Annotated in this window: 18 protein-coding genes; 2 read left to right on the forward strand and 16 right to left on the reverse strand. The window is 28.9% G+C overall.

Going from position 1 to position 21,655, the window contains the following annotated elements:
- The 8 genes from IMK15_RS02025 to IMK15_RS02060 form a co-directional block, all read right to left on the reverse strand.
- Positions 1 to 3,588 (reverse strand): hypothetical protein (locus IMK15_RS02025; protein ID WP_192941698.1); only part of this gene is annotated, 3,588 nt, incomplete at its 3' end.
- Between the two features lie 237 nt (positions 3,589 to 3,825).
- Complete coding sequence (gene malQ, locus IMK15_RS02030) at positions 3,826 to 5,322, reverse strand: 4-alpha-glucanotransferase (protein WP_192941699.1); 1,497 nt, start codon at positions 5,320 to 5,322, stop codon at positions 3,826 to 3,828.
- Positions 5,322 to 6,317: a LacI family DNA-binding transcriptional regulator gene (locus tag IMK15_RS02035; RefSeq protein WP_192941700.1), complete on the reverse strand. Its 996-nt coding sequence runs from the start codon at positions 6,315 to 6,317 to the stop codon at positions 5,322 to 5,324. Before IMK15_RS02035 ends, malQ begins: the two co-directional genes overlap by 1 nt.
- Before the next feature lie 7 nt (positions 6,318 to 6,324).
- Positions 6,325 to 7,395 carry an ABC transporter ATP-binding protein gene (locus tag IMK15_RS02040; RefSeq protein WP_046329105.1) on the reverse strand — a complete coding sequence of 357 codons (1,071 nt, stop codon included), beginning with the start codon at positions 7,393 to 7,395 and terminating at the stop codon, positions 6,325 to 6,327.
- Between the two features lie 6 nt (positions 7,396 to 7,401).
- Entirely contained in the window at positions 7,402 to 8,298 is an 897-nt protein-coding gene (locus IMK15_RS02045) for a sugar ABC transporter permease (RefSeq protein WP_046329106.1), read from the reverse strand.
- Positions 8,298 to 10,316 (reverse strand): carbohydrate ABC transporter permease, encoded by a 2,019-nt coding sequence (locus tag IMK15_RS02050; RefSeq protein ID WP_192941701.1) that lies wholly within the window; start codon positions 10,314 to 10,316, stop codon positions 8,298 to 8,300. Before IMK15_RS02050 ends, IMK15_RS02045 begins: the two co-directional genes overlap by 1 nt.
- A 1-nt stretch (position 10,317) precedes the next feature.
- Positions 10,318 to 10,719 (reverse strand): hypothetical protein, encoded by a 402-nt coding sequence (locus IMK15_RS02055; protein WP_046329107.1) that lies wholly within the window; start codon positions 10,717 to 10,719, stop codon positions 10,318 to 10,320.
- Positions 10,720 to 10,775: 56 nt separating this feature from the next.
- Positions 10,776 to 12,074, reverse strand: coding sequence for an ABC transporter substrate-binding protein (locus IMK15_RS02060; RefSeq protein ID WP_192941702.1), 1,299 nt, complete (start codon positions 12,072 to 12,074; stop codon positions 10,776 to 10,778).
- 152 nt (positions 12,075 to 12,226) lie between these two features.
- Here IMK15_RS02060 and IMK15_RS02065 point away from each other — a divergent pair, with 152 nt between their 5' ends.
- The gene (locus tag IMK15_RS02065) at positions 12,227 to 12,715 is read left to right on the forward strand and encodes a hypothetical protein (RefSeq protein WP_192941703.1); all 489 of its coding nucleotides are present in this window, start codon (positions 12,227 to 12,229) and stop codon (positions 12,713 to 12,715) included.
- A gap of 48 nt (positions 12,716 to 12,763) precedes the next feature.
- On the opposite strand, the gene rpsI is transcribed toward IMK15_RS02065, so the two are convergent.
- Genes rpsI through recA form a run of 8 tightly spaced genes read right to left on the reverse strand, consistent with a single transcriptional unit; the run spans position 12,764 to position 20,525 of the window.
- A complete protein-coding gene (rpsI, locus tag IMK15_RS02070) occupies positions 12,764 to 13,159 on the reverse strand; it encodes a 30S ribosomal protein S9 (RefSeq protein ID WP_046329110.1) in 396 nt (131 codons plus the stop codon).
- A 12-nt stretch (positions 13,160 to 13,171) separates the two neighbouring features.
- Positions 13,172 to 13,606: a 50S ribosomal protein L13 gene (gene rplM / locus IMK15_RS02075; protein ID WP_046329111.1), complete on the reverse strand. Its 435-nt coding sequence runs from the start codon at positions 13,604 to 13,606 to the stop codon at positions 13,172 to 13,174.
- Positions 13,607 to 13,657: 51 nt separating this feature from the next.
- On the reverse strand, positions 13,658 to 15,376 hold the full coding sequence (locus tag IMK15_RS02080; RefSeq protein ID WP_192941704.1) for a proline--tRNA ligase: 1,719 nt from the start codon (positions 15,374 to 15,376) through the stop codon (positions 13,658 to 13,660).
- On the reverse strand, positions 15,342 to 16,277 hold the full coding sequence (locus tag IMK15_RS02085) for a DMT family transporter (RefSeq protein WP_192941705.1): 936 nt from the start codon (positions 16,275 to 16,277) through the stop codon (positions 15,342 to 15,344). Before IMK15_RS02085 ends, IMK15_RS02080 begins: the two co-directional genes overlap by 35 nt.
- On the reverse strand, positions 16,274 to 18,337 hold the full coding sequence (gene recG / locus IMK15_RS02090; RefSeq protein ID WP_192941706.1) for an ATP-dependent DNA helicase RecG: 2,064 nt from the start codon (positions 18,335 to 18,337) through the stop codon (positions 16,274 to 16,276). Before recG ends, IMK15_RS02085 begins: the two co-directional genes overlap by 4 nt.
- Positions 18,324 to 18,911 carry an RdgB/HAM1 family non-canonical purine NTP pyrophosphatase gene (gene rdgB / locus IMK15_RS02095; protein ID WP_046329115.1) on the reverse strand — a complete coding sequence of 196 codons (588 nt, stop codon included), beginning with the start codon at positions 18,909 to 18,911 and terminating at the stop codon, positions 18,324 to 18,326. The genes recG and rdgB overlap by 14 nt, the downstream gene beginning before the upstream one ends.
- Positions 18,912 to 18,955: 44 nt before the next feature.
- On the reverse strand, positions 18,956 to 19,510 hold the full coding sequence (locus IMK15_RS02100; RefSeq protein WP_192941707.1) for a RecX family transcriptional regulator: 555 nt from the start codon (positions 19,508 to 19,510) through the stop codon (positions 18,956 to 18,958).
- Positions 19,479 to 20,525 (reverse strand): recombinase RecA, encoded by a 1,047-nt coding sequence (recA, locus tag IMK15_RS02105; protein ID WP_046329117.1) that lies wholly within the window; start codon positions 20,523 to 20,525, stop codon positions 19,479 to 19,481. Before recA ends, IMK15_RS02100 begins: the two co-directional genes overlap by 32 nt.
- A gap of 128 nt (positions 20,526 to 20,653) precedes the next feature.
- On the opposite strand from recA, the gene IMK15_RS02110 reads away from it, so the two are divergent.
- Positions 20,654 to 21,649 carry an AEC family transporter gene (locus IMK15_RS02110; protein ID WP_192941708.1) on the forward strand — a complete coding sequence of 332 codons (996 nt, stop codon included), beginning with the start codon at positions 20,654 to 20,656 and terminating at the stop codon, positions 21,647 to 21,649.
- The last annotated feature ends 6 nt before the right edge of the window (positions 21,650 to 21,655 follow it).

Raw genomic sequence — 21,655 nt, forward strand, 5'->3', positions numbered from 1 at the left:
ATCTGCTACACTACTTTGTAATGCTCCATCAATTTTTGTTTTTAATTCATCTGCAAGTGCAACTGTATATTTATTATCTGTAGAAGTTACCTTTATTCCTTCTCCTTGTTCTACACTTACTTTTGAAGCATTTATTTTTTCATTTAACTTAGTATCATCTATTCCAAGTTTATATGTTACTGAACTTATTCCATCATCTGTACTTGGTGTTGTTGTTAATGTTATTATATCTCCTTCTTTTTCAACTTTTGTCTTTGAATTCTTAATAGCATTATACACTGTCTTCCCTGTTACTAAATTTGTTTCATTAGTTGTAATAGATCCTGTTCCTAGTTTTTCAGCCCATTTATTTACAGTTATATTATCTGCATCTACTTTGGCATATTCAGTTGCTAAGTTTGTTGTTCCTGCTATTTCTTTTACTTTTGATTCATCTAATTTTATCTTATATGTATCTTTATGACTATTTTTATCTTCTGACTTTGTAATAACTATTCCTGAATCATTTTTACTACTTTCTTTTTTATCTTCAACTATTTCTATTGATTCTTTTGCTTTATCTTTTATTGTATTCTTTGCTGTTTCATCAATATTCGATAATGAAATGTTTGCATATTTTCCATCTGCTACACTACTTTGTAATGCTCCATCAATTTTTGTTTTTAATTCATCTGCAAGTGCAACTGTATATTTATTATCTGTAGAAGTTACCTTTATTCCTTCTCCTTGTTCTACACTTACTTTTGAAGCATTTATTTTTTCATTTAACTTAGTATCATCTATTCCAAGTTTATATGTTACTGAACTTATTCCATCATCTGTACTTGGTGTTGTTGTTAATGTTATTATATCTCCTTCTTTTTCAACTTTTGTCTTTGAATTCTTAATAGCATTATACACTGTCTTCCCTGTTACTAAATTTGTTTCATTAGTTGTAATAGATCCTGTTCCTAGTTTTTCAGCCCATTTATTTACAGTTATATTATCTGCATCTACTTTGGCATATTCAGTTGCTAAGTTTGTTGTTCCTGCTATTTCTTTTACTTTTGATTCATCTAATTTTATCTTATATGTATCTTTATGACTATTTTTATCTTCTGACTTTGTAATAACTATTCCTGAATCATTTTTACTACTTTCTTTTTTATCTTCAACTATTTCTATTGATTCTTTTGCTTTATCTTTTATTGTATTCTTTGCTGTTTCATCAATATTCGATAATGAAATGTTTGCATATTTTCCATCTGCTACACTACTTTGTAATGCTCCATCAATTTTTGTTTTTAATTCATCTGCAAGTGCAACTGTATATTTATTAGCTGTAGAAGTTACTTTTATTCCTTCTCCTTGTTCTACACTTACTTTTGATTCATTAATTTTACTATATACTTCCTTAACAGCTCCTTCTGTTGCTGCTCTTCCTATGTTTGTTCCTGTTCCATAATCAGTATCTTTAGAAGCTCTTCTATCTTTTAGATAGTTTATTGTTCCTATTCCATAGTCTTCTTTTGGGGGATTTGGGTCAAGCTTTCCACCTGATTTTTTATTTTTTACTGGTCTGTCAAATTCTATTCGTGTTTCTTCATTACCATCAGTTCCTTTTGTTAATATTTTTACTGATTTACCTTTATTTTTTAATATTAATTTATCCTTCTTTAACTCTATCTTTGAATTTTCATTAGCATCATCTTCATTACCACCTGATATTGATGTTATTCCTGTTAAATTACTATTAACATCTACTTTAAATGTTGCTTTATTATTATCCTTTGATAATGATACTGTTGTATTTGTTCCATTTGCTATTTCTAATGTATCATCTTTTAGACTTAAATCTTTTGTTGTTGGATTTGTTTGTTTTCCGTCACTTAATTTTAATTTTGAATCTACAGCACTTCCAACACTGCCACCTTTATTGTCAGCAATTGCTTTCTGCAATTGTGCAACAGTAACTGCATCAGATAAATCTTTACCATCTGCAACATTAGTTAGTCTTCTTTTTCTATCTTCTTTTCCAAATGAAACTGTTTCTCCACTTGTATGATCAACGTCTGTAAATGCACTCTTACCATTACTTTCAACTGCCAATGAATCTGCTCCTATTGCTACTGAACCACTATGTTCTACAGCAGATCCTTTTCCTATAGCAACTGAATTTTCTGATTTTTCTCCTCCAACTTCTATTCGATAAATTTTGCTAAGATCTTTTTTCTTTTCTAATTCTTGTTTTGCTGCCTCAAGAGTATCAAATTTTTCAGTTTTTTCTTCTTTGTCCTTACCCTCAATTGTTTTAAGAACATACTTTATTTTCCCAGTTCTAGATCCTTCTCCTATAGCAACACTTGATTCTCCAAATATTTTAGAATTTTTACCTATTGCTACTGAATTTTTTCCTTCTGTATCTGCATTTTCTCCTATTGATACAGCACTTTCAAATCCAGATATAGCTCCTTTACCTATTGCAATTACATTATCAGCAAAAGCACTTGCATTTTTACCTAATGCTATCGCATTTTCTACTGGTTTCGCTTCAAATGTATAATTCCTTTTATCATCATCATCAGGTTTATAGAATTGTTTTGCAATATCATTCCAATTTCTCGCCTCTATTTCTGCCCCATTTTTATTAGAAAGAGTTCCACCATCCTGCAAACTAATTAATGTTAGTCTTTTCTTCATTGCAACAGCATTATCACCTATAGCTATATTTGAATTACCACTTGATTTAGTTCCGTCTCCTATAACTATTGTTTTTTTGTACTCTACATCGCCTTCATTTTCAAATTTAACTATTGTATTTGGATTATTTAAGATTCTAGCTATTTGTTGACCTATTTTTCCTTTAAAAGTTTTACTAAATAGTGTCGCATCTCTTCCTATAGCTATATTACCTTCTCCACTTGCATTTGTAGCTTTACCAAGTGAAATTGAATCTTTCCCTGATAGTGTATCAACACCTATAGCTATGCCATTTTCACCACTTATTTCAGCACCTTTACCTATAGCTATACTATGTGCAAAATCTATTCCTAAATTATTAAAGTTTGAACTTAGCTTATTAATTTTATCTATTCTTTCTGTATATTCATTATTAATTTCTTCAATTTTTTTATCTTTATCACTATTTTTTGATTTTTTAAAACTTCCTTCAATTTCATTTGTTACTTTTTGGGATATTAATTTATTCCCTTCTTTTAATTTCTCCATTGGTGTTTTTAATTTTTTTATTTTATCTTTTATTTCATTTATTTTATTTTGATCTTTATTTTTACCATTCGCTTCTTCTAATGCCCTTTCTTTTAAACATTTTATTTTTTCTTTCAATAAGTCTAAATATTTATAATAATCTTCATACTCTTTAACATCCTCTTTACTATAATGTACTGACACAAAATGTAGACTATTTGGATAATCGTAGTTTTTTAAGTCTTTAATTGTTGCTGGTTTTGTTTCATCTACTGTCTCAGAAAAGTTTACTTGAGATAATAGTAATCCACCTGTCATTAAAAAAAATATTACCATTCTTTTGGTAACTTTCACTCTATTTTTACAAATTTTCTTTAAAAATTTTAATGCTTCATTTTTCATTTGTTTGTCCCCTTACTTTTGTTAACGTTACATCTCAATTATATTCCAAAAAAAAAAAAAAAAGCACTTTTTTACTAAACATCAGTTTGTTTATTAACTTAAATAATTTTTTACATATTTCCCTTAATGTTTACTAGCGTTAAGTAATGGGCGTTTTTTAACTAAAAATCACAAAAATACAAATTTTTATTAAGAATTTGATATAAAAAAACAAGACACAACCCTGTGCCCTGTCCTTTATTTATTTAATCTAGAGTAAAGTTTATTGAACTTATATAGTTTTTCTGCATTTTCTTTTGTTAAATATTTTTTATCTAATCTAAATGTCCAATTTCCTAATGTAGATGGTAGATTCATTCTGTAATCATTATTCAATAGGAAAAAGTCTTGTATTTGAGTTATTGCAATATTTGCAACACTACTCCATGCAGCACGCAATATTCCCCAAGCATATCCTTCTTCTTCAGTTAGATTAAGATATCTTCTTGCAAAGTCTAATGTTGGCGTTCCCTTTTGCCATTCTATCCAACCTTGTAGAGTATCACTATCATGAGTACTACAGTATACTGCCCAATTTCTTTCTATATTATGAGGTAAAAAATCGCTTTCATTATTTGGATCAAAAGCAAACTCTAATACCTTCATACCAGGAAATCCAGTTTCAGTTCTGAATTTTACAACTTCTTTAGTTGTATATCCAAGATCCTCTGCTATTATATCTATATCTCCCAGTTGTTTTTTTACTTCATTAAATAGATCCATACCTGGACCTTTTACCCAGCTTCCAGTACTTGCATTAACACTGCCTTTAGGTATAGCCCAATATGATTCAAATCCTCTAAAATGATCTATTCTTAAGACATCACAAAGTTTTAGGCTCTTTTTTATTCTATTAACCCACCATTTGTATTTGTCTTTTTTCATATATTTCCAATCATATGTAGGATTACCCCACAATTGACCTCCATCTGAGAATGAATCTGGTGGACAACCACCAACTAGGTCTAATCTAAATTGTTTTTCATCTGACCATACGTCACATGAATCTCCTGCACAATATATTGGAATATCTCCAACTATCTTTATTCCCTTATCATTAACATATTTTTTTAAATTTGTATATTGCTTGAAAAATTCATATTGCATAAAATATTGAAATTGTATTTCATTTTTTAATTTTTCACTGTACTTCTTTATTGCATCTTCTTTTCTATTTTTAATATCCTCATCCCAAGTGTCATATGAAGCACCATTGAAATGATTTTTTAATGCGATAAATAGGGCATAATCTTTTACCCAGTCAGAATGTTTTTCAACAAATTCATTTAGTTTGTCAAATTCTTTAAATCTTTCAAACGCTTTTTTTAGTACTGTATATCTGTTATTGTATAATTTAGCATAATCTACTTTTAGTGGATTATCTCCAAAATCTATATTAATATATTCTTCCTCTAATAGCAGTCCATCATCTTTCAAAATATCAAGGTCTATAAAATATGGATTCCCTGCAAATGATGAAAAAGATTGATATGGTGAATCTCCATAACTTGTAGGCCCTAATGGTAATATTTGCCAATAATGAAATCCTGCATCCTTTAAAAAGTCACAAAACTCATATGCTTCTTTACCAAATGTTCCTATACCATATTTTGATGGTAGTGATGAAATATGCATTATTACACCACTTTTTCTATTTGTATTTATTGCCTTATAATCATAATCCTTATCTAACATTATTCCTCCCATAGTATGTTTGCTTCGATAATAGCATAATTTTTTTTCATTAATCTATTTTCTATTTTTTGTATCAATAGTTCACAAGCTTTTTTACCTAACTCTTTTACTTTTATGTCTACTGTTGTGAAGTTATAGTTTGAAGTTTTCTTCAAGTATGTATTGTTAAATCCTGTAACAATTACATTTCTTTTATTAAGACTCTTACAAGCCTTTATTGAAGCTATAGCTAAAACATCATCCGTTGTGACAATAGCGTCTATTTTTCTATTATTACGTAAATATTCTCTTATTATATCATAAGCTGTGTCAATATTAAATAGAGATTCTATAATATATTCTTTAGATATATTTTTTTCTTTTAAGGCCTTCACATATCCTTTATATCTATAATTTGTAACCTTTAGGTTCATAGGACCTCCAACAAAACAAATATTTTTCTTTTTGTTTTGTTCAATTAACTTTTTAGTAATTGTATATGTTGTCTTTGTATTATCATTATCCACCCATATATATTCACTAGTATCATTAGGAGTCCCTATTATACTAAAAGGAAATTGTATATTTTCTAAATATTTTAATAATTTTTCATCGTCATAGGCACGCAAGAAGATTAGACCATCTAATCTTCTTGAACCTACTAATGATTTAATATATTCTTCTTCAGTTTCACTGTTATTGCAGTGAATGTACAGGGTATAGTAATCCTTTTTTATTAAATAATCACTTATACCACTTAATATTTCTGAAAAGAAATTATTTGATAGGGGATCAATGTCTTTTGAATTCAGCACTATCCCTATTATTTTACTACTATTTCTTGTTAAACTTTGTGCCATAGAGTTTGGAACATAATTCAAATTATCTATAACCTTTTGTACTTTCTTCTTAGTTTCTTTGCTTATTAAACTGCTATTGGCTATAACTCTTGAAACTGTTGCTGTACTAACATTAGCTTTTTTAGCAACATCTGCTAATGTAACTCTATTCAACATAATTCACCTAAATTCTATTTCCTTCTTCATCAAAGTAGTGTAATGCTTCTGTATCAAATGTAAATTTATGTGTTTCACCTACGTTATACTTAAAGTAACTAGGTACTGTTATTATCAATTGAGTGTCATCTGCTAATTTAACATATAGAGCTTTTTCTTTACCTAACATTTCAATAACGTCTATCTTTGCTTCTATAGTATTTTGAGTTCTATCTGCATCGCTTAAGAATCTTTCACTTCTTATACCAACAGTAACTTTTTTACCTTCATATTCTTTAAGTCTTTCATCTACATTAATCTTTACTACACCACTATCACTTACAAATATTCCACCTTGTATCTTACCATTGATTACATTCATTGTAGGTGAACCTATGAATTTTGCAACGAATAAGTTTGCAGGTTTGTTATAGAATTCTTCTGGTTTACCAAATTGTTGTATTACTCCCTTGTCTAATAGGCAAATCTTTGTACCCATAGTCATAGCTTCTGTTTGGTCGTGTGTAACGTATATAGAAGTTGTACCTAGACTTTGGTGTATTCTTACTAATTCAACTCTCATGTGTTCTCTTAATTTTGCATCCAAGTTTGATAAAGGTTCGTCCATTAAGAATACTGCTGGTTTTCTAACTATTGCACGTCCTAATGCAACCCTTTGTCTTTGTCCTCCAGAGATATCAGAAGGTTTAGAATATAGATATTTTTCTATTTGTAATATTTTTGCTGCTTCTAATACTCTTTCGTGTATTATTCTCTTATCCATTTTTCTCATTGCAAGAGAGAATGCCATGTTATCATAAACTGTCATATGTGGGTATAGAGCATAGCTTTGGAAAACCATAGCTATATTTCTATCTTTTGATGCAACTTTATTCATTAACTTACCATTGAATAATAGTTCTCCTTCTGTTATTGAGTTAAGTCCTGCTATCATTCTTAATAATGTTGATTTACCACATCCTGATGGTCCTAATATTATACAGAAATCTTTACTTTCAATATCAAGATTAATATGTCTTATTGTAAATTCTTCTCTACCTTCGTATTTTTTACCTATATTTTTTAACTCTACTTTCATAAATCCTTATCCTTTCACTGATCCACTTGATAATCCAGAAACTAATTGTTTTTGTAAGAATATAAACAATACAACTATAGGTATAGCTGTTAAGAATCCACCAGCAGCAAATACTGGTTCTAATTTTGTTCTTTCGTCATTAATTAATGTAAATAGCCCAGCTGCTAATGTATAACTCTTAGGTGATGTTAATAGTACTTTTGGTAATAGATAATCCATAAATGGTCCTATAAATGACCATAATGCAATTATTGCTATCATTGGCTTTGCAATAGGTAGAATTATCAATCTATATACCTGCATATTAGAACAACCTTCCATCTTGGCTGCTTCGTCTAGTTCAACTGATATTGAATCTATATATCCTTTAAGTATAAAGGTATTACCTGCAACCCCACCGATTGCATATATTAATATTAACATCATTGTTCTTGTGAATAATGGGAATATTGCTTCTACTATTGAGTGCATAGTGTAGTATGCTGCTATACCTGCGAATGCTGGTATAACTTGTATTAGCATTATTGCCATAAGCGAACCTTTTTTACCTTTAAATCTAAATCTTGAATATACATATCCTGTATATGATACTATTATTAAAGTTATAATAGCAGTTAAACATGCTATTACAAGTGTATTTACAACCCATCTTAAGAACAATGTCTTAGTGAATAATATTTTAAATTGTTTTAGTGAAAATTGGAAATCTGATCCCATTACTATATATTGTGATTGTAATCCATTAAATGATGATATAACCATGACTAATAGTGGTATTATTATTAATAAAGCCCATATTATTAATATCGCATAGCTTATTGTTAACCCTATCTTACCAGACAATGTTAAAGGTGGTTTATCTGATAAATATAGATTAGATTTCTTTTGTTTCTTACTAGCCATTATTTTTCCTCCTTGAATGCCTTTGAATTCTTAAATCCTATGTAAGCAAACACCATTAAACCTAATGAAATAAATATAGTTATCGCAGCACCAATTGATTGATATTGTTTTTCTATAGTTAATTTATATATATATGAAATTAATAAATCTGTACTTCCTGCTATATTTCCATAATTACTTGGATCAAATGGCCCTCCACCATTGAATAGATAAATTATAGAGAAATTATTAAAGTTAAATGTATATTGTCCTATTAATAAAGGTGCTGTTTGGAATAAGACTAATGGTAAAGTAATCTTACTTAATTTTTGCCAACCTGTTGCACCATCAATTTCTGCTGCTTCATACAAGTCTTGTGGTATTCCTTGTAATACTCCTGTTGATAATAGGAATATGTATGAACTTCCAAGCCAAGTTTGTAATAATATTAATGCTATTCTAGTTAAATTTGCACTACTCTTTATTGCAAAGTTACCACCAAATATACCTTCTAGTAATTTAGTTATTTGTCCATTTGGTGAAGTCATAATACTAAAGAACATTATTGTTATAAACGCTGGTACAGCCCAAGGTAATAAGAATACTGTTCTAATTATTGACTTACCTTTTATTCTATCATTATTTGCAAGTAATGCTAAGAAGAATCCTACTGCTATTGCACAAGTACTTGAGAATATAGTCCATATTATTGTCCATCCTAAAATTAACCAGAATGGTCCTCCTGCAATACCCTTACCTTCTATTAGTAATAGATAGTTCTTTAATCCTACCCAAGCAAATTTAGATTGGTGTTTAGGATCCATACCTGCAAATGATAACAAGATAGTTGTGAATATTGGTAATAATACTATAAACATTAATAATATACCTGTTGATACAGTTACTATATATGGGAATCCATCATCTTGTATTGAATTAATAATTTCAAAAGTTGTTTTAGGTCTTATACCTTTCGCTTTTGCTTTTAATACATCACGACAATCCATAAATGCTACTGCCATAATAGTTATTGCTAATAGTATTAGTATTACTGCAACTAACCCTTCTATCATGAATATCATTGATTTGTCTAATTTTTTAGCTCCCTTAGCTAAAGTATATAATCCATAGATTCCTTGTCCTCTATAATTACCGTATCCCAAAGCATATGGAATAGCTGCAAAATAGATAAATATTGTACCTATGAATAATAGGCAAGCTTTTAGATATTGTTTGTTTAATAATTGCCCTAATCCTGGTATTATTATTGATAAAATAGGAGCTATTTTATTTACTTTTTCTATTTCTACAGGGGTTTTTCTTACTATATCCGATATATCTTGTTGAAGTATCTTGTATTTTGAATCTACTTCAACTGATGTAATATATTTTGCTACTCTTATTCTACTTTTTAAATCTTCGCTAGGTATTTGTAATTTTAATACTTCTATTTTATCTTTTGCTGCTTGTTTTAATTGGTTAACTTCTTCTTCATAAGCTTTTTCAGAAATTAATCCTTCATTTCTACTATTTTTTAATTTACCTTTATTTTTTTCTAATTCTTTTTTCAAGTCTTCTTTCTTTTGTTCGAATACTTTCTTAGCTTCTTCATTAGCCTTATTATCTAATTCTGATAATTTCTTTTTGAATTGTGCTTCTTCACATATAGTTGAAACATAAAGGTCTATTATTCCTGGAAGTCTTTCTTCCTTTAATTTATTTACTAAATATTCAAGTTCATAATCATAACTTAATTCAGTATATGGTTTATAGAATTCTGTCTTCTTTTTTGATTCCATCAATTCTATTCTTAATTTTGTTTCTTTCTTATCACATGTGCCTTTGTACTCTTGTTTCTTCTTATTTATTTCAGATTTCAATTCTAATAAGAAGGCTTTTTCTTTTTCTTTGAATGAATTTAATTCTTTAAGATATGGGTGAGTACTTTTATCAACTTTTACACCTTTTGCTAAATCTTTTAAGTAAAGATTTTTTCTTTCATGGGCATTACCTATACTATCGTAAACATATTCGTCCATATTATTTCTCCCTTTCTTTAAATACAATTATCCAAATCAGCAATATACATTGTAAAATTATACTTAAAAAGTAAAATATAGTATCTTGAGGATATACAAAAATTTTAAATAAAATATTAGCGATTATAAACAATGAAAATATCCCCTTATATAGTACGTTTATTCTTAATTTTTCATTTAGAAAATAATTATACAAATTAAATATCACAAATAAACTAACTGAACTCATATAGTTAATCATCTGATTTGTTATATACACATCCAATGACGCCCCTGTTCTTTTATGAAATTGTTCAAATAACTCTATACTTTTAACCAAATAAAAACTATTTAATGTTTCAAATAGTACTATACAAAAGGATATTACCATAAAAGCTATCATAGTCTTTTTATCTAATTTCATATATCTCCTTATAATAAAGAAGTAGGTGCTACTCTAACACCTACTCCCCTAATTTATTATTGACCTAAGTTTGTTAATAGTGCCTTAAAGCTTGCTTGTACTTCTTTATATGCATCTTGTGCTGTTTTAGGTTTCTTAGCTTCCCAAGAAATTATTGAGTTCTTCCATGTATCCCATACTTGTCCCCATTCTTCGAATAATGGTCTTGAAACGGCTACATCATAGCTTTCTAGTATAGAAGCTAGAACTTTCTTATCTAATGGGCTTAATTTATCCATCTTTTCATATTCATCTTTGCTTACATTTGGCATAATCTTACCTGTTATCTTGTACATGTCTCCTGCATATTTAGGGTTCATTATTTCAGCTATAACAGCTTCTGCTAATGCCATCTTATCTTTATCTTCTTCATCTCTTGAGTTAATTCCTAATGCCCATCCACTCTTCCAGTGTTTTAATGGTTTTCCTTCCCATGTAGCATGATTTAATCCTATAACATCGAAGTCATCTCCTAGAGCTTCTGCCATTGGATTAGCATCCCATGGTCCAACTATTCTTACAGAACCAGTTTTTCCACTGTTAAAGTTATCTGTAATATATCCATCTACTGCTTTTTCGTCAAACATAGGAAGTTTCTTTTCGTGTGAAGCTTTCCAATAATTGAATAATCCTTCAAACATCTTTTGTTGATCTGGTGTTAATTCGTCCCAGTTCTTTGTTAAGTCAGAGAAGAATTTATCTCCATCTTTACCTAATAATTCAACATCAAATGCATTAGTTATTGCAACTGCATACCAAGCATTAAATACTGGTACCATTGCTACATCTGGGCTTAATGTTGCTAAGTCTATATCTTTAGTTACATCAATTCCTTGAGCAGCTGCATTTTTCTTGTTTAATCCTACTGCAAGTGTTTCAATGTTCATAGGGAATGCAACATAAGAACCATCTTTCTTAAGTTGTCCTCCTAAACCGTTATCGAAATCTTTGAATCCTCCAATTTTATCAGCTAATGCTTTAGCATCAAATGAAGCTAAAACTGATTTACTATTTAAGCTTTCCATTTTGTCTAAAGGTAGAGCAAATACGTCTGCAACGTCCTTATTAGTTGCATCTGTCTTATCAATTATGTCTAAGTGGTCAAATGAACCTATAACCTTTAATTGAATATCTGCATCTGGGTTCTTTTCTTTAACCCTCTTTATTGCTGCTTCATAATATGGTTGCCAAGTGTCTTCTGCTTGTACAACGATACTACCTTTTAATCCTTCTGTTTTTGGACCTTTAGCTTCTTCCTTACCTTTACAAGCTAAGATTGAGAATGCTAACAAAACTGCTGTCAAAATTTTTTTCATTCTATATCTTCCTTTCGTTTATATATGTATGCAATCGTTTGCAATAGTATTATAACTTGAAAGTAAAAAAAGACAACCTTTTTTTTAAAATTTTTAGTAAAAATGCTGTGGACATAATAAAACTATTGTATTATACTAGTTGTGGTGATTTTATGAATAATATATATAACGCAAAAATAATAGGTAATAATGGTAAAGAAATTAAGACACTATGCTTCTTATTAAAAATAGATAATAAGCTTGTGCTTGTTCTACCTAATAATTTTAAAATTATGTTTATAAAAAACATAACAATTTCAAAATTTAGTATCAATTTCATCTTTGATATAGAGGAAGAAAATATACGATATGATAATGATCTAGTATTTATAACTATTGATTGTGTATACTTTGATGAAAATAACATATTAAAGGATAATAGACCTCATTTTTCTATTTGTGATATGCACAAATTAGTTTATGTAACAAGAGAAGATTTTGACTATACACCATACAAAAAAGAAGACTGTTATGTCAATATCTTAAATCACGGCATAGACAAAACAATCCCTTTTACAAATGTAGATTTCTCACTTCTAACAAAGGATAACAAAATATATGGAGTGGTTATAGGGGATAAGATTGTGAATGTTGAGTTTTAATAAAATATAAAAAAATACACCCATATTTGTAGGGTGTATTTATTTTCACTATCTCTTTGAGAATTGTGGGCTTCTTCTTGCCTTTTTCTTTCCGTATTTCTTTCTTTCAACCATTCTTGAATCTCTTGTTAAGTATCCTGCTTCTTTTAAAGCTGGTCTGTAATCTGGATCATTTTCTAGTAAAGCTCTTGCAACACCATGTCTTATTGCTCCTGCTTGTCCTGAGTTTCCTCCACCATATACATTAACTATTACTTTGAATTTATCTAATGATTCTGTTACTTCTAATGGTTGTTCAACAATTTTTGCTAATATTTCTCTTCCTTCGAAATATTCTCTCATGTCTTTTCCGTTAATTTCTACTCCTGTTTGTCCAGGTATAAGTCTTACTCTTGCAACAGAAGTTTTTCTTCTTCCTGTTCCTAAATATTGTCCTTTAGCCATTTACTCTACCTCCTACTTTTCTAACTTTTCTGGTTTTTGTGCACCATGTTTATGTTCAGCTGTTACATAAAGTTTTAATCTATTGATTTGTTGTTTCCCTAATTTGTTCTTAGGTAACATTCTTTCAACTGCTTTTCTTAAAACTTCAGTAGGTTTCTTATCAAGCATTTCTTGTAAAGTTCTAACACTTAGACCACCAGGATATCCACTGTGTCTGTAATATTTCTTGTCAGTTAACTTTTTACCTGTAACTGCAATCTTATCAGCATTAACAACTACTACATAATCTCCTCCATCAACGTGTGGTGTGTATGTAGGTTTGTCTTTACCCATAAGAATTACTGCTATTTCAGTAGCTAATTTTCCTAATATTTTTCCTGTAGCATCAATTTCATGCCATTTTCTTGATACTTCTTCTTTTTTTTGTATTTTTGTATACTTATTCACTTTTTTTCCTCCTAAATTAATACGTGAATAACGGTCCTTTGTGGGAAAGGATTATAGATTCATTCTATAATATTTAATAATATTTGTCAAGTTATCTATTTTTACTTCTTCTACAATTTTTCCGTCCCTAGTTTTTAATTCAACTATACCTTCACTAGCCTTATTTCCTATTATTATTTTTATAGGGAATCCTATTAAATCAGCATCTTTAAATTTAAATCCTGCTTTTTCGTTTCTATCATCATATATTACATCAATATTTTCATCTTTTAATAGCTTATACACTTGTTCAGAAACCTTAACTATATCTTCATTTTTCATGTTTGTAGCTATTATATCCACTTCATATGGTGCAATAGATAAAGGCCAGATTATACCATTTTCATCGTTATTTTGTTCAACTGCTGCAGCAGCTACTCTTGATATACCTATACCATAGCAGCCCATAATTACAGTTTGTAGTTTACCAGTTTCATCTAGTACTTTTGCATTCATAGCTTTACTATACTTATCACCTAATTTGAATATATGACCTACTTCTATTCCACGTGCCATTTTTAAAACACCTTCTCCTATAGGTGACATATCACCAGCACGAGCTTTTCTTACATCTGCTACAACATCATATCTCAAATCTTCTAAATTTACATTAGTGTAGTGATAATTTTCCTTGTTTGCACCAACAACAAAGTTGTATAAGTACTTAACACTTTCATCCATTACTACTTTTACATCTTTATTAAAGTCTTTTAAAGCACCCATATATCCCTTACATATACCTAATTTTTGTATATCTTCATCTGTAACTAATTCTAATTCTACATTAAGGTTAAATGCATTCTTTACTTTAATATCATTTACATCAAGGTCTGATCTAATTATTGCCATATAGTAGTTTGTCTTATCTTCCAATACTTCTTTGAATAGAACAGCTTTTACTATTTTCTTTTTAGAAATATTTAAATATTTTTCTAATTCATCTATTGTTGTTACATTAGGTGTTTCCACTAATTCTTTTTCTTTCTTTTCTTCTTCTGGCATAACTAACTCTATTTTACTTGTTGCCTTTTCTACATTAGCTGCATAATCTGTTGTATCTGAGTATAGTATGTCGTCTTCACCAGCACTAGCTAAAACCATAAATTCATGGCTTTCTGCTCCACCTATAGAACCTGTATCTGCTTCAACTGGTCTAAAGTTAAGTCCACATCTATTGAATATATTACAATATGCTTGTTTCATATTTAAGTATTCTTTATCAAGACTTTCTTTAGTTAAATGGAAACTATATCCATCTTTCATGATAAATTCACGTCCACGCATAAGTCCAAATCTTGGTCTTATTTCATCCCTAAACTTAGTTTGTATTTGATAAAAATTAATAGGTAATTCCTTGTATGACTTTATCAATTCTCTAAATAGATATGTAACTATTTCTTCATGTGTAGGACCTAATACAAAGTCTCTTTGATTTCTATCTTTAAATCTCATAAGTTCTGGTCCATATGCATTCCATCTACCTGATTCTTTCCATAAATCTGCTGGTTGCATTATGGGCATAAGTAATTCTATTGCCCCTGCTTTATCTAATTCTTCTCTTGCTATCTTTTCAATTTTCTTTAGCACTTTTAATCCTAATGGCAAATATGTATAATTTCCTCTTGATACTTGCTTTATCATACCTGCTCTTAGCATTAATTTGTGACTTTGTGTTTCTGCTTCTTTTGGACTTTCTTTATACGTTTTTATGAATGTTTTTGAAAATCTCATTTACCTTCCTCCTAATATATTTTATTACTCCATTAGCTTCTGATAGGATTACTGCTAAAACTATGAATAACCCTCCAAAGCAAACATTTCTTGTTAACTGTTCTTTTAGTACTATATGTGCAAATATTGGTGCAAAAATTGATTCTGTTGCTAAAAATATTGAAGCTCTAACAGAACTTGTATATCTTTGAAATAGTGCTTGTAGAAATAGGCATATACCTGTTGTTACAAGCCCCATGTAAAGTACAGATACAATTTCTTTATTGGATAATATTCTAACCTTTTCATCACCTACATTAAAAATTGTTAAAAATATTACAGCTATTACAAATAGTATTGACGCTAAGCTATTTTGTATTAATATCATCTTCTCAACTGTATATTTTTTTGAATAAAAACCTGTAAGTGCTATATGTATTCCAAAAAATATTGCCGATATTATTACAAATACATCCCCTACATTTAGCGTGAATAAATTTTCTTTGGGTACATAGGAGATAAAGCCAATACCTAATAGACATAGTATAGTTGATAAATATGTAAATACATCTGGTGCTTTTCTATTCAACATCCAAGAAATATATGGAACAAACATTACATTAACTCCTGTATAAAAGGCTGCTTTTGATGCACTTGTATATTTACTCCCTACTATTTGAAACCCATATGCAAAGAACAAAACAAAAGATATTAAAAACATTTTTTTTATATCTTTTAGTTTAATTTTCTTTATTGTATCACGAAATACGAATAATAAAAAGATGGTTGCAATTACAAACCTTAATCCTAGCATATATACAGGGCTTATTCCTTCATTTAACCCTATTTTTGTTACTACAAAACCTGAACCCCATAATAGTCCTACTAGGAGTAATCCTAAATCTGCAAATCCTCTTATCATAAATTCCCTTTCACCTTATGTTTATACTCTATGTCTTTTACTAAAAAATCATTATCTATTTTTCCATTATGTTCTATTAAATACTTAGTTACAAATTCTTTAACATGTTCAATTTCTTTAATATTCTTTACTATATCAAGTAAAACTAAATCAGAAATACCACTTTGCTTTACACCAAATATTTCACCTGAATTACGTATTTTTAAATCTTGTTCAGATATTTTGAAACCATCTGTTTCATTTTCTAAGACTTCCAACCTCTTTTTTGAAATTTCCTTTTCACTGTTAGATTCTATAAAGCAATATCCTCTATTATTTCCTCTACCTACACGTCCTCTTAATTGATGTAGTGTTGAAAGTCCAAATCTTTCTGCATTCTTTATTAGTATAATATTAGCATTACTTACATCTACCCCTACTTCTATAACAGTTGTAGAGACTAACACATCAATTTCTCCATTTTTAAACTTTTCCATTATTTCTTTTTTTTCAGCAGAACTCATCTTACCATGTAGTAGACCTATACTTTTACCTGGAAATTTCTTACTGATACTTTCAAATGTTTCTTTTGCAGATGCAGCATTAATTTTTACACTATCCTCTATTAAATATGAAACGACATATACTTGATTACCCTCATTTATTTTTTTCAAAATGAAGTCATACATCTTTTTCTCTTCTTCTTCATTTTTTATCCACTTAGTTAAAATCTTTTTTCTACCTTCTGGCATTTCATCTATTATACTAACATCTAAATCTCCGTATATAGTTAGTGCAAGTGATCTTGGTATAGGGGTTGCACTCATAACTATTACATTTGATAATACTTCTCTTTTTCTTAATTCATTTCTTTGTTCTACACCAAATCTTTGCTGTTCATCTATTACAGCTAAACCTAAATTATTGTATTCTACCTCACTAGATAAAAGAGAATGTGTTCCTATTAAAATATTAACCTTACCTTGTCTTACATCTTCTAATATTTTCTCTCTTTTTTTACCTTTTATAGAACTAGTTAGTAGTTCAACATTAATATTTAACTTACTAAAGTTTTCAACTACTTTTTCATAATGTTGTCTTGCAAGTATTTCTGTTGGTGCCATTAAAACTGATTGATAATTATTCTCAGCCATGTATAGCATAATTATTAACGCTACTATAGTCTTACCTGAACCTACATCTCCCTGTATTAACCTATTAATATATTTACCTTGTTTTAACTCTGAATATATTGAGGTTATTACCTTCTTTTGTGAATTAGTTAGAGTGAAACTTAAACTTTCTATATATTCCTTAACTAATTTCTTACTATCATCTAGTACATATCTATTAACATTTTTCTTGTTGTCTATATACCTTTTTTCTAAAATCCCCATTTCAAGTAACATTATTTCTTCAAATGTAAATCTTCTAATTGATAAGTCTAATGCCGTCTTATTACTTGGAAAATGTATATTTGATATTGAACTTGTTCTAGACATTATCCTATTATCATACAAAAAATCTATAGGTATATTTTCTTTTAATAAGTCACCATACTTATCCAACGCATTTTTCATTATGCTTCTTAACTTCTTTTGAGTTAGGCCCTTTGTTAAAGAATAAATTGGCTCTAAACTTACATCTTTTTGTATTGTATCTTCTTTAATACTCTTTGTATAACTAGGATTAATTATCTGTAATTTGGGGCTTCTCTTAGCTTTACCTGTTACAAGTAATGTAGAACCTTCTTTTATATTAGAATAAATATATCTATTGTTAAACCATATCAAGTCTATATATCCTGAATTATCCATTAAAGTAGCTGTTACCATTAACCTATTTTTAGATAAATACTTTCTTGTAATTCTTGCTATTGTACCCTTTAGCACAACACTTTCATTATCTTTAACACTAGAAATATCCTTGTAAACAGCACTATTTTCATACCCTTTAGGGAAGTAGTAAAAAAGATCATATACTGTGTATATATTAAGTCTTTTCAAATTATTTATACATGTCTTTGTTAGACCCTTTATTTTAATTTCCTCAATAGAAGAAAAAATATTAGTATAATTCATTTTCAGTCAACCACTTAATTAATTTATCAAATGCTCTTTTTCTATGGCTTACTCTATCTTTTTCTTGTAAACTAGCTAAACCAAATGTCATATGTAGATCAGAACTGAAAAATATAGGGTCATAACCATGACCATTCTTACCCATGCATTCTCTTGTAATTTGTCCCTTAGTTTCTCCACTAAAATGGTAGTATGTCCCATCTGGTTTTATTAGGGTTATAACACAAACGAATTTTGCATCTCTAGTTGTATTTTTTTCATTCACTAATTCTATTAATGCCTTACCTCTTTCTTCATAAGTCAAAAGATCATTTCTAAATCTTGCTGTATGTATTCCAGGCTTTCCGTCTAAACAATCTATACAAAGTCCTGAATCATCTGAAACAACAGCTAATCCATTACTTACTTTCAGTGCTTCTTTTGCCTTAATTAATGAATTTTCTTCAAAAGTACTTCCATTTTCATCTACATCTGGCATTTTTATACTAACAAAATTTATACCATGCTTATTTGCCATTTCATTAAACTCTTTTACCTTACCCTTATTACTAGTAGCAAGTACTATATCTATCATTTCTATCCTTTCTAGAATAAAATGCACACTAAAAAGTGTGCAAATTACTTCATTTTATCTATTACCTTCTTTATTTTTGAATATTCATAACCTTTTCTTGTTAGCTTTAATATTATATTAGGCAATTCTATCTTATTCTCCTTCAATTTAGCTATTTCTTTTTCTAGTTGATCTTCTTCTGTATTTGCTGGTACATCTGTATACGCTAAATCAATATCTGCTTTTTTTATACCCTTTTGCATTAATTTAAAATAGTTTTTTTGTCTACTATTACTATGCGTTAAAATATATGAAAGTGCATAATCTACATCATCAATATATCCACATTCTTCCATATACATAACAGCTTCATTAATTAAGTCAATATTCGTATACTTTGCTTTTAATTTTGAAATTAATTCATAGCTAGTTCTAGGTTTTAAGTAAATGTAAAATATCGCCTTATTCTTTATTGAGGCTAGCAATACATCTGTATACTTATCTGTAATATCATCGCCCTGTCTTAGCTTATACTCATGTATAATATCTGGATTAACATCTATTATCTCTTCATTTGATAGATAAATCTTATTCTTCACTAACTTTATTATTGTTAACATTTAATTTTTCTAATACCTTTGCTTTAATTTCTTCAAATAGTTCCTTATTTTCTTTCAATAAGTTTTCAACATTTATCTTACCTTGACCAAGTTTTGTGTCACCATAGCTAAACCATGCACCACTTTTTTTGCATATTTGTAATTCAATTGCAAGATCTAGTATTTCTCCTTCTTTTGAAATACCTGTTCCATACATAATGTTAAATCTAGCTTCCTTAAATGGAGGTGCAACCTTATTTTTAGTTACTTTTACTAATACTTCATTTCCTACAACATCATCACTTTGCTTAATTTGACCAACTTTTTTTACTTCCATACGTATAGTAGAGAAGAATTTTAAAGCTCTTCCACCTGAAGTTGTTGTTTGAACTCCAGGAACAAAGCTAAATCCACCTATTTTTTCTCTTATTTGGTTTATAAACACAACAACAGTTTCTGATTTACCTATAGAACCTGTTAATTTTCTCAAGGCTTTAGACATTAATCTTGCTTGTAGACCCATTTGTTGGTCTCCCATTTCACCATCTATTTCAGACTTTGGTACAAGAGCTGCAACTGAGTCTATAACTATTACATCTATTGCTGAACTTCTAACTAAAAGTTCTACTATTTCCATTGCTTGCTCACCAGTATCAGGTTGAGAAATTAATAAGTCATCTATATTAACACCAAGTGCCTTTGCATATACGGGGTCTAATGCATGTTCAGCGTCAATAAATGCTGCTATTCCTCCTTCTTTTTGTGCTTGTGCTATAATATTCAATGCTAAAGTTGTTTTCCCTGATGATTCTGCACCATATATTTCAACTATACGGCCTCTTGGAACTCCTCCTATACCAAGAGCTAAATCTAGGTTTAAACTTCCAGTCGATATTGAACTAATATTCATTCTTTGATTTTCGCCTAATTTCATTATAGCTCCATCTCCAAAACTCTTTTGTATTTGTTCAACCGCTGATTTTAACAATCTTTCCTTTTCTTCAACTATATCTGTTTCTTCTTTTTTCTTAGCCATTTTTTTCCTTTCCAAAGTTCAAAATATATATATGATTATATCATAAATTTTGTTGCAAAAAAAGGTTCTATTTGACATTTAAGTGTAAGTTATATATACTTTATTTATTAATAAGAAGGGAGATAAATATGTCACATATTTTAGTAATTTTAAACACAAAATTTTTATCAGCAATTTTTTCTACAATATTCATAATATTAATTGGATATTTTTTAAGAAAAAAGAACAAAGTTACAGAACAAGGGTCAAAAATATTAAGTTCTATACTTTTGTCTGCAGCTTTACCTGCATTAGCATTTAATGCTTTTATGCAAGATATTAAGCCAGAAACATATACAACTGGTATAAATGTATTAATCTTTGGATTTGTTGCATATGTTTTATTAATCTTTTTATCTTACATTTTCTACATTAGATATGAAGGTGATGCTAAGAAAACTATGATAGTATTAACTACATTTGGTTCTACAACATTCTTTGGTATACCTATTATAAACGGTTTACTTGGTAGCACTGGTACACTATATGCAAATATATTCAATATTGCTTATAGAGTATTCCTTTATTCATTTGGGTTAATAATGATGAGTGGTATTAAATTTGAAAAGAAAAATTTAAAACAAATTTTCCTTAACCCTATAATAATTGCAACTTTCTTAGGATTAATTATTTGGATATTCCAAAAATACATACCATTTGCAAGAATAGATAAAACTGCAAAACCTATATTTGCTGGTCTTAAATATTTAGGTAACCTATCTTCACCATTAGCATGGCTTGCAATAGGTATGACTTTAGCAAATATATCATTAAAAGAAGCACTAGAAGAAGTTCAAACTCTTATATATGGTGTTATAAAATTAATTGTAATTCCTTTAATCTTCTTAGTATTATTAATAATACTAAACTCTTTAGGAATACACTTCCAATATGAAGCAATTACAAGTATTATTATTATGCTTGCAACACCACCTGCAACTGTTGCTGTTGCTTATGCTATTAAGTTTGATAAAAAAGCTGTACTTGCATCTAATATTTCATTAGTAAATACTGTATTATCTGTGTTTGCTATAATAATTTGGATAGTTGTATTAACTATTACTCATGGTATGGGATTAATTTAGAAAAGA

Source organism: Sneathia sp. DSM 16631 (assembly GCF_014892235.1).
GTDB lineage: Bacteria > Fusobacteriota > Fusobacteriia > Fusobacteriales > Leptotrichiaceae > Sneathia > Sneathia vaginalis.